The organism is Spongiactinospora sp. 9N601 (assembly GCF_044326295.1).
Classification (GTDB): Bacteria; Actinomycetota; Actinomycetes; order Streptosporangiales; family Streptosporangiaceae; genus Spongiactinospora; species Spongiactinospora gelatinilytica.
Genome location: NZ_JBIRBB010000009.1, coordinates 205,148 through 216,457 on the forward strand (window position 1 = coordinate 205,148; position 11,310 = coordinate 216,457).

The 11,310-nt window shown below is 70.3% G+C and carries 12 protein-coding genes; 7 read left to right on the forward strand and 5 right to left on the reverse strand.

What is annotated here, in order from left to right; all coding sequences use genetic code 11:
• Nucleotides 1-81: 81 nt before the first annotated feature.
• Nucleotides 82-945, forward strand: coding sequence for an ABC transporter substrate-binding protein (locus tag ACH34R_RS23190; RefSeq protein WP_397563596.1), 864 nt, complete (start codon nucleotides 82-84; stop codon nucleotides 943-945).
• A 398-nt stretch (nucleotides 946-1,343) separates the two neighbouring features.
• Here ACH34R_RS23190 and ACH34R_RS23195 read toward each other — a convergent pair whose 3' ends face one another.
• The 3 genes from ACH34R_RS23195 to ACH34R_RS23205 form a co-directional block, all read right to left on the reverse strand.
• Complete coding sequence (locus tag ACH34R_RS23195) at nucleotides 1,344-1,484, reverse strand: hypothetical protein (protein WP_397563597.1); 141 nt, start codon at nucleotides 1,482-1,484, stop codon at nucleotides 1,344-1,346.
• Nucleotides 1,485-1,689: 205 nt separating this feature from the next.
• Nucleotides 1,690-2,730, reverse strand: coding sequence for a hypothetical protein (locus tag ACH34R_RS23200; RefSeq protein ID WP_397563598.1), 1,041 nt, complete (start codon nucleotides 2,728-2,730; stop codon nucleotides 1,690-1,692).
• 4 nt (nucleotides 2,731-2,734) lie between these two features.
• Nucleotides 2,735-3,076 (reverse strand): multiprotein-bridging factor 1 family protein, encoded by a 342-nt coding sequence (locus ACH34R_RS23205; protein WP_397563599.1) that lies wholly within the window; start codon nucleotides 3,074-3,076, stop codon nucleotides 2,735-2,737.
• Nucleotides 3,077-3,286: 210 nt separating this feature from the next.
• Here ACH34R_RS23205 and ACH34R_RS23210 point away from each other — a divergent pair, with 210 nt between their 5' ends.
• Genes ACH34R_RS23210 through ACH34R_RS23220 form a run of 3 tightly spaced genes read left to right on the forward strand, consistent with a single transcriptional unit; the run spans nucleotide 3,287 to nucleotide 6,014 of the window.
• Entirely contained in the window at nucleotides 3,287-4,330 is a 1,044-nt protein-coding gene (locus ACH34R_RS23210; RefSeq protein ID WP_397563755.1) for a Gfo/Idh/MocA family protein, read from the forward strand.
• On the forward strand, nucleotides 4,327-5,535 hold the full coding sequence (locus tag ACH34R_RS23215) for a DegT/DnrJ/EryC1/StrS family aminotransferase (protein WP_397563600.1): 1,209 nt from the start codon (nucleotides 4,327-4,329) through the stop codon (nucleotides 5,533-5,535). Before ACH34R_RS23210 ends, ACH34R_RS23215 begins: the two co-directional genes overlap by 4 nt.
• Entirely contained in the window at nucleotides 5,532-6,014 is a 483-nt protein-coding gene (locus ACH34R_RS23220; RefSeq protein WP_397563601.1) for an NUDIX domain-containing protein, read from the forward strand. Before ACH34R_RS23215 ends, ACH34R_RS23220 begins: the two co-directional genes overlap by 4 nt.
• Nucleotides 6,015-6,326: 312 nt before the next feature.
• On the opposite strand, the gene ACH34R_RS23225 is transcribed toward ACH34R_RS23220, so the two are convergent.
• Nucleotides 6,327-6,902, reverse strand: coding sequence for a TetR/AcrR family transcriptional regulator (locus ACH34R_RS23225; RefSeq protein ID WP_397563602.1), 576 nt, complete (start codon nucleotides 6,900-6,902; stop codon nucleotides 6,327-6,329).
• A 119-nt stretch (nucleotides 6,903-7,021) separates the two neighbouring features.
• Here ACH34R_RS23225 and ACH34R_RS23230 point away from each other — a divergent pair, with 119 nt between their 5' ends.
• Nucleotides 7,022-7,891, forward strand: coding sequence for an SDR family NAD(P)-dependent oxidoreductase (locus ACH34R_RS23230; RefSeq protein WP_397563603.1), 870 nt, complete (start codon nucleotides 7,022-7,024; stop codon nucleotides 7,889-7,891).
• An 80-nt stretch (nucleotides 7,892-7,971) separates the two neighbouring features.
• On the opposite strand, the gene ACH34R_RS23235 is transcribed toward ACH34R_RS23230, so the two are convergent.
• A complete protein-coding gene (locus ACH34R_RS23235; protein ID WP_397563604.1) occupies nucleotides 7,972-8,307 on the reverse strand; it encodes a DUF6247 family protein in 336 nt (111 codons plus the stop codon).
• A 395-nt stretch (nucleotides 8,308-8,702) separates the two neighbouring features.
• On the opposite strand from ACH34R_RS23235, the gene ACH34R_RS23240 reads away from it, so the two are divergent.
• Both ACH34R_RS23240 and ACH34R_RS23245 read left to right on the forward strand, forming a co-directional pair.
• A complete protein-coding gene (locus tag ACH34R_RS23240; RefSeq protein WP_397563605.1) occupies nucleotides 8,703-9,419 on the forward strand; it encodes a TetR/AcrR family transcriptional regulator in 717 nt (238 codons plus the stop codon).
• A 398-nt stretch (nucleotides 9,420-9,817) separates the two neighbouring features.
• Nucleotides 9,818-11,272: a hypothetical protein gene (locus tag ACH34R_RS23245; RefSeq protein WP_397563606.1), complete on the forward strand. Its 1,455-nt coding sequence runs from the start codon at nucleotides 9,818-9,820 to the stop codon at nucleotides 11,270-11,272.
• Nucleotides 11,273-11,310: the final 38 nt, after the last annotated feature.

The following is an 11,310-nucleotide window of genomic DNA, read 5'->3' on the forward strand; positions in this document are numbered from 1 at the left end:
GGCGGGGCGGCGGATGCGACGAAGGGGTCCGCTCCTGCTGCTGCCTCATCCTCCGCTTCCGCGCAGGCCGGGGCGTTCCCGGTGAAGGTCAAGCACTCCCTGGGCGAGACCACGGTGCAGGCGGCGCCACAACGCGTGGTCGCCCTCAGCGCGATGGACCTCGACGCGGCCCTGTCGATCGGCGTCACGCCCGTGGGCGCGCCGAAAGACCCGTTCGGTGACAAGGCGGGTGTCAGTCCCTGGCTCACCGGCAAGCTGACCCCCGGCACCAAGCTGTTCAACGCCGCCCCGGACATCTCCTTCGAGGAGATCGCGGCCCTGCGGCCGGACCTGATCCTCGCGACCGGCGACTACGCCATCGCCAAGCACTACACCAGGCTCAGCCAGATCGCGCCCACGCTGGCACCGGGCAAGTCCGCGGCCGAAGACTCCTGGCAGAGCCGTCAGGGGCAGGTCGGCACGGTACTCGGCCTGGGCGACGCCGCCGGCCGCGCCGTCGCCGAGACCGAGGGCAAGATCCAGGCCGTGGCGGACGCCCACCCCAACCTCAAGGGCAAGACCTTCTCCGTCTCCTACGCGTACGCGGCGGACACCATCGCCACCATCTCGGCTCCGGGGGACTTCGCGGTGCGGTTCATGCAGTCGCTGGGGATGGAGGTGACGGCGTCCCTGAAGGGCAACGAGAAGACGGCCAGCCAGACCCAGCCGGGGCGGCTCAGCCCGGAGCAGGCGGACCGCCTGGCCTCCGACCTCACGGTGATCGGGTTCACGTCACCGCAGGTACGGGACACTCTGGAGAAGGGGCCTGCCTTCGCCAAGGTCAAGTCCACAGGTGTGTACGTACCGGTCGACAACGCGACCATCACCGAACTCCGCAACCCCTCGATCCTCGGCATCCCCTGGCTCCTGAACCAACTGTCCCCCTCCCTGAAGTCGGTCAAATAGCCCCGTCCGGCCGGACGCGTCCCCCTCAAGGCCCCCAAAGGGCACGGCCCTCGCTTCGCTCGGACGCCCTTCCTGCCGTCGGGCTTCGCCCGACGTCGGTGTTCCTCGTGTGCCATGTGGTTGAGGTGTGGGCCTTGTAAAGCAGGCGCGCATGCCGCCGCCCCGTCGGCAATCCGGCCGCTGGTGGAAGGGATTCTGCCGACGGCCGGAACGGCGTGTGGGCCTGAAGGGCGTGGCCCTCGCTTCGCTCGGACGTTCTTCCTGGTGTCGGGCTTCGCCCGACGTTGGCGTTGCTCGTGTGCCGTGTGTTCCTGGGAGGACGGTGTTTCACGTTGTCGTGGTCCCCGAAATGAGCCAGGAGCAGGGACGCGATTGATACGGGGATAGGTGAGGTCGGCTCACTGAGCCGCAGGAACCAGGGCGTCTTCGTCGGGGACGAGGTCGTCGACGAAGGCGAGGAGGCGGCGCAGGTGGTGCTCCTGCGGGTGCAGGCCCAGCGGCTGTCCAACCAGCTGATGGTCCTGCTGGCCGACACGCATGCGGGGGTGCGCAGAGGCTCCGCTGGTCGCCACCGCGCTGGAGACCCTGCTGCCGGCGGCGCAAGCCGAAGGGGCCCGCAGCACGAGCGGCAGGTCGCCGAGTCCTTGCGCTGCGGCGTGGAACTCCCGCAGAGATGGCGGACAAGGCCGTGGCGTACACGGCCATGTCCGCGAACACTCGAACCGGCAAGCCAGGCCAAGCCCTTCAGGTGATGCCGCAGCGCAGGGCCAGGCCGCGCAGCGGCGGGCTGGTACGACCGGTGATCAGCAGGGACTGGACGAGGTCGCGCACGGCCGGGCGGGCATGAGTCTCCTGCGGTGCATGGCGTTCGGCGGCCAGCAGGGCGGCCAGGCATTGATCCCGGCAGCCGGCCAGGTGGTGGGCGCGGGCCAGGTCGGTGTAGTAGCGGGCGCGCCGTTCAATGGTGGGCAGGCCGGCCGGGCGGAGCTGGCGCGCGGCGGCGATCGCGGCACCGACATCACCGGCGGCGTATTCGGCGGAGATGCGGTGGAGCTGGACGGTGGCCGGGGTGAAGCCGCCGCCGTGGTCGCGCAGCAGCAGCGGACCCGCGGCGAGACGGGCGGCGATGGCGGCCGCCTGGCCGGTGAGTTCGCGCATCCCAGCGGCGTCACCGGCGCGGGCGGCGGTGTAGGCCGCCGATTGCAGCAGCAGCCCGCGTTCAGCGGCGTATCGGAGGTCAGTGGCGTCCGTAAGGGCGGGGTGGTCGGCGGCATTCAGCGCGATCGTCATGGCCTGCTCGTGCCAACCGGCCTTGCGGGCGAGCACGGCCATCTGGCGGGCGGCCTCGGCCACCAGCAGGGGCCGCTCCGCGCCAGCGGCCAGCACGCGCGCCCGGTCGGCGGCCATCCAGCCGAGCTGCTGGTCATCGAGTTTGACCAGCATGCGGGTGATCAGGGTGTAGACCTCGGCCAGCAGCGCGGCGCTGCCGGTCGTACCGTCGGCGGTGGCGTGCGCGGTGGCCAGCAGCAGCGGCAACCTGTCGGCCAGGCGGAGATAGCGGCAGCTGTGGAAGTCGGTGTGCGCGGCGGACAGCGCGAGCTGAAGATGCTCGGCAGACACGTCGGCGGGTGCGGGGCCGAGACCCAGCATGGCGTCGCGGACCCGATCGATCAGCAGGCCACCGGCGTCGGCTTCGTCGGCGGGCTCACCAGGGCGCACCAGCGGGGGCCCGGCGGTGGCCGCGGCCGTGAGGGTCAGGCTCGTCAGAAGCTGCCGTCGCCGCATCGGCTCATCCTCCCTTCTGATGCCCATGGGCCACGCTATCGACCCAAGCTCCACAGCGCGGCGCGGCTGCCGGGACGAGCGGCACGGGGGTTGTGCAGGCGGCCTCGGGCGTCAATCCAAAGGCATGCGGGGCGATGTTCAGCGCGGCGGCGAAGCGGCGCAGCACCAGCAGGTCGGTGAGCGGAGCCAGGCCTCTCTCATAGCGGGAGACCTGCGAGGCCGAATATCCGGTGCGGACGCCGAGCTCGGCCAGCGTGAGCCCTGCCGCCTGCCGGGCCTTTCGGACGATCGTGCCATGGCCCCGACCGGTGGTTCCGGCCGGGCGATGGGTCGAAGGCGCGCTCATCCGGTGATTCCTCCACTGCTGGAGGCATAGCCTCACTCCTCACCGTAACCGCCGCGACACGCTGTGGCCAGCCGCTTTGCATAACACGCAAACCCCTTGCGTGCTATGCCAGCCACCCTAGCCCTGGCCTGGGCGGATACGGCGTATTAGACGCAGACGGCTCCCGCAGTAGAGCCCGCCGACGACAAGGAGAACCCGCTCGTGACCGCCATGACCGTCCCTCCCCACCGCCTGCTGCTGGTCGGGCTGGGCAACCGCACCGCGACCGCGCTGCTGCCCGCGCTGGCTACTGCGCACATCCCCCTGCGACCGGCCGCCGTCGTCGACCCGGATCCCGCCACCACTGCCCGGGTCGCCGAACTGGTCCGGGCCGGGCTGCTGCCCGCCAACGTCACGGTGTACGCCGACCTCGACAAAGCGCTGAGCGTCGCCGCGTACGACATCGCCGTGGTAGCCGGTCCGCACGACACCCACCAGCGCGCTGCCCTGGCCGTGGCCGCCGCCGGGGTGGTGGTGTGGAAGGAGAAGCCGTACGCGCTGTCCCTCGCCGACGCCCGCGAACTGGCCACCCTGCCCGCGCCGGGCGTACGGGTGCTGGCCCACCGCCCGCACGCCCAGCTGATGCGCCTGGCCACTGCTCTGCTGCCGACCTGGGGGCGGCTGCTGTCGTACCGGATCCGCATACTGCGCGCCACCGGCGACTACGCCCACACGTGGAGGGCTTGCCCGATCCGCTCCGGCGGCGGCGCCGTCTGCGACCTGGGCTACCACGCCTTCGACCTGATCGCCCGGCTCGTTCCTGACGCGGCTACCGTCTACGCCCAGACCGCCGAACCTCCCGCGCACCGCCCACAGGTGCGGGTCGAAGAACGCGCCCACCTGCTGCTCACCCACGGTGGCGGCTGCCGCGGCAGCGTCGAGCTGTCCCGCTGCGACGACCCGGCCGACGAGGTGGACCTGGTCGCCGAGCACGGCCGCATCACCATCAGCGGTCGGCGGGCCCGCATCCACGTCAGCGAACATGTCGGCCTGACCCACACCATTACCGCCGACGCCGACGACGACGCCAAGGCGGCGATGCTGCGCCACCACGCCCGCACGCTCCACGACTCAGCCGCCGCCACGGCCGAGGCTCGGATCGGGCTGGGCGCGGTGGCCCTGATGCAGGCTGCCTACGCCAGCCTGCATCACCAGGCCCCCGCACCCGTGCCCGCGATCCCGACCGCCCACCCTGCCCTGGAGGAGGCATCATGACCAGCCTGACCTGGCCCCCTATCGATGACGAGGTGCGCGCCGCGATCCTGGCCCAGTTGGAGGTCACCACCTCCATCTACGACCGCTCCGGCATCATCGCCCGTGTCGAGGACGCCTTCGCCGCCCGCCACCACGCTCGGCACGCCCTGCTCACCTCCTCCGGCACCGCCGCCCTGCACTCCGCCTACTACGCCCTCGGCCTCGGCCCAGGCGACGAGGCGATCGTGCAGGACTACACCTTCTTCGCCACCGCCACCCCGCTGCTGCAGCTCGGCGTCACCCCGGTACCGGCCGACGTCACCCCTGACGGCGCCCTCGACCTGGAGCGCGCCGCCGACCTGATCACCCCGGCCACCCGCGTGGTCGTCATCACCCACATGTGGGGCCATCCACAGGACATGCGCGCCATGCGAGTCTGGTGCGACAACCGCGGCCTGGCCCTGATCGAGGACTGCTCGCACGCCCACGGCGCGATGCGCGACGGCCTGTCCGTCGGCGAACTCGCCGACGCCGCCTGCTGGAGTCTGCAGGGCAAGAAGACCATCACCGCCGGCGAGGGCGGCATCCTCACCACGCCGCACCGCGAGCTCTACGAACGCGCGACACTGCTCGGGCACTTCAACAAACGAGCCCTGGCCGAGGTCCGCCCCGACTCGGAGCTGTACCGCTACGCCGAGACCGGGCTCGGCCTCAAATACCGCGCCCATCCCCTCGGCCTGGCCATGGCCGAGATCTACCTGAACCGCCTGGATGACTGGCTGGCTGTCCGTCGGCACCACGCCGTCCGGTTCGAGGAGATTCTGGCCGATCGGCCCGGCATCACCGTGCTCACCCCGACCGGCCCCCGTCACACTGCCACCTTCTACGCCTTCGTCTTCGCCATCGACGCCGCCCGTGCCGGTTTCACCCGCGACGAGCTACTTCAGGCGCTCACCACCGCAGGGTGTCAGGCGTTCGAGACGTGCGACGCGATGCGGCCCCTGCACACCTACCCGGCCTTCACCAGACCACTGTCCCCGGTGACCGAGTACCAGGCGGCAGCTCTCCGGACCGGCTTCCCGATCAGCGACCGCCTTGCCGCCTGCGCGGTGCGGGTGGACCTGCCCGCCCTGGACGACGAGGCCGGCCGTACCTACGCCGTGGCCGTCACCACCGCCCTGAAGCAGGCCCTGACCGGCCTGGACGCGGCTAGGCTGGCCAGGTGACCCACCTGCAGCAGCTCATCGACGACGCTGGCCGCGACGGGATCGACAAGCTCGTGGTCGGTGCCGTCGTACACTCCGGCGGCCAGGTCCTGATCCTCCGCCGCACCACCGGCGACTTCATGGGCGGCATCGAGGAACTTCCCTCCGGCGGCGTCGAACCTGGTGAGGACCTTCTGGAGGCGCTCGGGCGCGAACTGGCCGAAGAGATCGGCTGGCGCCACCCGCTGACCATCGATCCTGGTTTCGCCGCCGGCTTCGACTACACCAGCGGCTCCGGCCGCGCCGCCCGCCAGCTCACCTTCGCCGTGCCCGCGCCCGACCGCGCCGTCACCCTGTCCGGCGAGCACACCGCCCACCGCTGGATCGACCCGGCCGACGCGCACGACAGCGACCTGACCCCCGAGTCGATTCAGACCATCCACGCCTGGCTCCGGCACACCGTCAGTGACGGCGACGGGCCGGACCGCACGTACTTCTGAGAACGACGTCTTCTCGGAAGTACGCTCCGGTGGTGACTTCGGTCCGGGCCAGGTCACAAGCCCCAGGAACGACTTCCGAGAACAAGCGCCGAGGACGAGCAGGGTGACCACGATGCGCCCAAACTGTCAATAATTGGTCATATTCAAAAGTAGCTAAAGGAGTGCGGCGGCACACGAGCAACACCGAGGTCGGGCGAAGCCCGACACAAAAGAACGTCCGAGCGCAGCGAGGGCCACGCCTTTCAGGCCCCGCCGCCGCTAGAACCCCGCCGGCATCGGCTCGTACGCAGACGAGGGGGACCGCGTACGGGATCAGGGGCCTGGCGTTCGGACGCCTTCGATGGTGAGGCGGAGCAGGCGGGCGGCCTCGTCGGCTGCGTTGGGGGTGCCCTCGGTGGCCAGGGATATCGCGTTGACCAGCGTCAGCAGGTCGATGATCGACACGTCAGGGCGCACCGCTTCGGCGTCGGTGGCGCGGAGCAGGAGTTCGGCGCCCGCGTCGACCAGCATCGCCTCGCAGGTGCTGCCTGGGGGCGGGTCCGTTTCGCGCCAGCCGCCGAGCAGTGAACGGGCCAGGCCCCGCGTGGTCGCGCCGTAGACCGCGACCGCTTGCAGCCACTCTGAGAGGGCGTCCGCCGCGTCCGGCCTTTCGCGCATCTCCCGGGCCTGTGCGCACAGTACCTCGACCCGGTCGTGGAAGACCGCTTCGAGCAGCGCCTGTCGCGAAGGGAAGTGCCGGTGCAGGGTCGCCGAGCCGACGCCCGCCCGGCGGGCGATCTCCTCCAGTGACGCGTCCGCGCCGTGCCGGGCGATCTCGGCCTCGGCCGCGGCCACGATCCGGTCGTAGTTGCGCCGCGCGTCTGCCCGTCTCGGCCGTTCCGGTGCCACGCAGGGTCCCTTCGCGAAATGGGGTGGCACCCCACTTTCGGTTGCCAACCGGGGTGCCACCCCATATCGTACGGTGACAGAAACGGGGTGCCACCCCATTTTTTCAGCGAGGAGACACCATGACGGTTGCCCTGGTCACCGGTGCCAGTTCGGGCTTCGGCCGTTTGACCGTGGAAACACTGGCGCGGCGGGGCCATCAGGTCTTCGCCGGGCTCCGCGACATCGGCGGGCGCAACGCGAAGGCCGCCGCGGAGCTGGCCGCGCTCGCCGTGGCCGAGGCGATCGACCTGCGGGTCGTCGAGCTCGACGTGATCGATCAGTCGTCCGCCGACCGCGCGGTCGCCGCCGTGATCGACGCGGCCGGACGAATCGACGCGGTGGTGAACAACGCGGGCGTGATCTTCCCGGGGCCGGTCGAGGCATTCACGGCCGAGGAGGCGCAGCGCCAATTCGATGTGAACGTCTTCGGCGCGCTGCGGGTGAGCCGGGCCGCGCTGCCGTGGCTGCGCCGGCAAGGTGGCGGCGTGCTGATCCAGGTCGGCTCGACTTCGAGCCGGATCACGGTCCCGTACTCCGGGCTGTACGCGGCGAGCAAGGCCGCGCTCGCCGCCCTGACCGAGGCGTGGCACCACGAACTGGCGCCCTTCGGCGTCGAGTCGGTGATCATCGACGCGGCCCCGTATCCCACCAACATCGGCGTCAACGCCGTCATGCCGGCCGACGCGGCGCGGATGGGGGCCTACGCGGAGGGGTTCGGCGGCTTCGTCGCCGAGTTGTCCAAGCTTCAGACGCAGGCGCCGGCAGATCCCCGTGCGGGCTCTGACGCGATCGTCGCCGTGGTCGAGTCGCCCGCTGGTGAGCGTCCGCTGCGTACGGTCGTCGCGCCGGCCCCGCAGCGCGACGCGATCCGGTCGCTCAACGCCGCCGCGGCCGAAGCCGCCCGGGTTGTGAGCGCCGACATGGGAGTGTCCGCCTTCCTGGCGCTGTAGCGCCTACGGCGGGCCTCCCCTCGCCGTTTTGCGGATCTTGTCCGCGAACAAATGGCGAACATCGCCAGGGGGACTCCCTTTCAGGCCGCCGCGTCGTTTGCCGGTGGCCGTGTACCCGTGTACCCGCCCGCACCGCCTTCTCGCGGCGTTGACCTGTTGCGCGCGCCGTGCGCCTCCATCGCCTCGGCCGTCACGCTGCGGTACTCGCGCAAGAAACCTCCGGCATCATCGGGGAGCAATGCCGCCAGGATGTCTTCGGGCGCCCTTTCCGGCGTACGGGCTGGGGATCTTTGGTCGCGGGGTCGCCGCCTTACCTGCCCGTGTTCACGGTCTTGTGACCTGCCGGGGAGCGGCACGGTCACGTCCAGGGAAGAAGACGGCTGAGTGAAGCGAAGGTCATTGGGGTGCCGCCTCACCGAGCTGACCGATCAACGGCTGTTGATACTGGGCTGACCCCCATCAGGGTGGGTGGGGGTCGGGTGGGTTGCCCGGGTGGGGGCGGATCATGGAAAGCGTGGCAGGGCCGACGTGCCGCACAGATCCCCTCCTGATCGATGCCGCTTCAGGCGGTCGGGGGTCCGGGAACCGACCGGCGTGAAGCGCTTCCGTGCCGAACGCTTCGGATGGAGCACTTCCAGGTTTCACGAGCAGCGCGCCACGGCAGGTGTGGCGTCAATCACGCTCACCATAACACGACTTAAGCATGCCTACCCTAACTTTTTAGTGACGACATGTAACTAATGTGCCGAGGAGCGCCCCGAGCAGGTCGGGGCGGTTACCCGGAGGTCGTGCGGCCGGTGACAATGTTCATATGGCCAGTCTCGATCCCCAGCGACCGAATGCCGGACTGAGCGCCCGGCTCCGTGGTCCCAAGCTCGGCCGCCCTCCTCAGGTCGGGCGTGAGTCCATCGTGGAGGCGGCCGTCGAGGTGGGGTTCGAGGAGTTGAGCATGAGCGCCGTGGCCCGGCGGCTCGGGGTCAAGCACTCCACCCTCTACCGTTACTTTCCGCACAAGGAGGCGCTGCTGGCCGCCGCCGCGGACCGGGTCGTGGCAGGGATGGACTGGCCCGCGGCCCGGGCCGGATGGCGGGCGTACCTGCGCGCGCTGGCCGGGACCACGTTCCGGATGTTCACCGATCACCCCGGCCTGGCGCTGCACGTCGCCGCCATGCGCGGGGGCCTGGTGGAGTTCTCCCGGCAGGGGGCCAGGGCCGCCGCCGCCCTCGTGGAGGCCGGCATGGACGCCGAGACCGCCGTGCTCGCCCAGGACCTGGTCAACGAACAGGTGCTGCTCTACTTCCTGGCCGGACAGCGCGCGGACGAGCCGGCCACGGCCGTGGAGGAGACCGCGATGCTGCGCCGGGGCATGCTCGACGACGTGCGCGGCGAGGCCCCGGAGCAGGTGGTCGACGCCTTCGAGCGGGTGATCTCCGGCCGCCCGGAAGACTGGTTCCACCGCAAGATTGAAGTGGTGCTCGACGGGATCGCGGCCTGCTTTCCTTTGGTTGACAAAAGTAGCCCAATGTAATCGGTCCGGTGCGGCTCGGCCACGCAGCGCATGATTCTCTTTTCCCGGCGGCGAATGAGCACGTCCCGCCGGAGCTTTCGGGGGGCTTGCGCGCCCTGCCGGAGTGTGCCTATGCTCCAGGCGGTGATTGGCCATTTGCTGAGCCGATCTTCCCGTGCCGCTATAACAGTGGGGATTCGCCGAGCCGGGATTCTGTGAGCCCCGTTGTTCTCTCGCATACGGCAGGTGTGGCGAGACGGCATTCTCCGGTCATGCTCGCGTGGCCGTCCATATGGCGTTTCCGGCCGGGGCGACTCCGGTTTCCCCGGAATTCGCATTCGGACCCCTTATTCAGGCAACGCACACGTCCCTGTCCTCAGATCCTCAGGCTCCAACGTCAGTGAGGCCCTGTCATGGTCATGTCAGAATCGCCTGCCCCTCAGCCTGACTCACAGCCCGCCGCCCATTCCGTCGCGGCCCTTCTCGGCGATCTCACCGCCGACCCCAACGCCGTGCTGAAGGCGTACGCCGCCAACGAGGCGTTCCGCGCGGCGACCGCGGAAGAGCTGACCACCCCGGACAACCCCTTCCGCCGCCCGGTGCGACCAGCCGACCTGGCCTGGCTGGATTACGCCTCCGTTCTGCCCGCCGAACGCCAGCTCCTGCTGAGCGGCCTGCTCGGCCACCGGATGCTGCGCAACGTCTACGACGCCGAGCAGACCATCCTGCCGCCACGGGCCGACCCGGCCGCAGCCACCGACGGTGAGCGCTTCAACTCCTTCGAGAACCGGCTGCTCGGCACACTGGCACGGCCCATCCTGGAGAACCACCTGTTCGGCTTCCTCGCCGAAGGCCGCGACGACCTGCCGGAACCCACCGTCGAGGCGGTCAAGGACGTGGTCCGGCGGTACTGCGAGCGGCGCAACGCCGAGCCGCGCGAGGCGTACGCGATCGCCGCCGGACGCAAGGACGCGCACAGCGCGGCCACCTTCCTGCTCATCCAGACCGGGGTGTTCCTGCCGGCCGCCTACACGGCCATCGGCCGCGGCGCGCTCGCCGAGACCACTCTGTCCCACCCCGGGCTCCGCCCTTGGCTGGGTGAGATCTGGCGGCGCTGGACCGCCGCCGCCGGCGACTACCAGGCCATGTTCCAGGGCGCGGGACTGACCAGCTCGCCCGCCGCGTACTGGCAGTTCTCCCTGGGGAGTTCGCTGGCCCGCGGCAACCACCTGCTCGGCCTGTCGCTGTCCGGCGACCGGCTGCCCGAGTTCCTGGGCGCGGTCGCCCACTTCCTGGTGGACCAGGCCGCCTCGGCCGAACCGCTGGCCGACGCGCTGCGCGACGCCCTCGGCCTGTCCCCGGCCTACCTGCGCGGCCTCGGCCGGATCAGCCCCGAGGACGCGGCCGGCCTGGTGGACCGGCTGCTCGGCCCGCTGCCCGCCCTCTTCGGCGGCGGCGTGGTCACCGGCTTCCACCGGGGCTTCGCCGACGCCGCGCGCCTCGCCGGCCAGTGGGACGGCGACCTCACCGAGCAGCTCGTCTGGGCGGACCGCATCGAGGACTACAAGACCGCCGCCGAAGGCATCCAGCACAAACTCCTGACCGAGAAGATCGAGGTCGATCTGGACACCTTCGTGGAAACCCACGAGGAGACCTCGACGACGCACGTCCACGACGAACACCGCCTGGTGATGATCGAAAGCGGCCAGATGCACTTCTGGAACAACGTCACGCACCGCATCGCGCTCGCCGAAGGCGACAAACTGCTCATTCCGACGTCTCGCCTGCACGGGTCAGTGGTCCTTTCGGGAACCTGCGTCTATCATCAGCCGATCATTCCTGAAGAAATGTTCCAGGAATTCGTCACCGACTGACTCGCTCTCTTTCTCGGTCTTTCTCCCAGTGGAACGGA

Bases quoted from the DNA above. Each gene is read 5' to 3' on its own strand.
- ACH34R_RS23240 (WP_397563605.1), top strand. From the start codon at position 8,703: ATGGCCAGTCTCGATCCCCAGCGACCGAATGCCGGACTGAGCGCCCGG.
- ACH34R_RS23195 (WP_397563597.1), bottom strand. From the start codon at position 1,484: ATGCGTGTCGGCCAGCAGGACCATCAGCTGGTTGGACAGCCGCTGGGC.
- ACH34R_RS23200 (WP_397563598.1), bottom strand. From the start codon at position 2,730: ATGCGGCGACGGCAGCTTCTGACGAGCCTGACCCTCACGGCCGCGGCC.
- ACH34R_RS23215 (WP_397563600.1), top strand. From the start codon at position 4,327: ATGACCAGCCTGACCTGGCCCCCTATCGATGACGAGGTGCGCGCCGCG.
- ACH34R_RS23230 (WP_397563603.1), top strand. From the start codon at position 7,022: ATGACGGTTGCCCTGGTCACCGGTGCCAGTTCGGGCTTCGGCCGTTTG.
- ACH34R_RS23245 (WP_397563606.1), top strand. From the start codon at position 9,818: ATGTCAGAATCGCCTGCCCCTCAGCCTGACTCACAGCCCGCCGCCCAT.
- ACH34R_RS23205 (WP_397563599.1), bottom strand. From the start codon at position 3,076: ATGAGCGCGCCTTCGACCCATCGCCCGGCCGGAACCACCGGTCGGGGC.
- ACH34R_RS23210 (WP_397563755.1), top strand. From the start codon at position 3,287: ATGACCGTCCCTCCCCACCGCCTGCTGCTGGTCGGGCTGGGCAACCGC.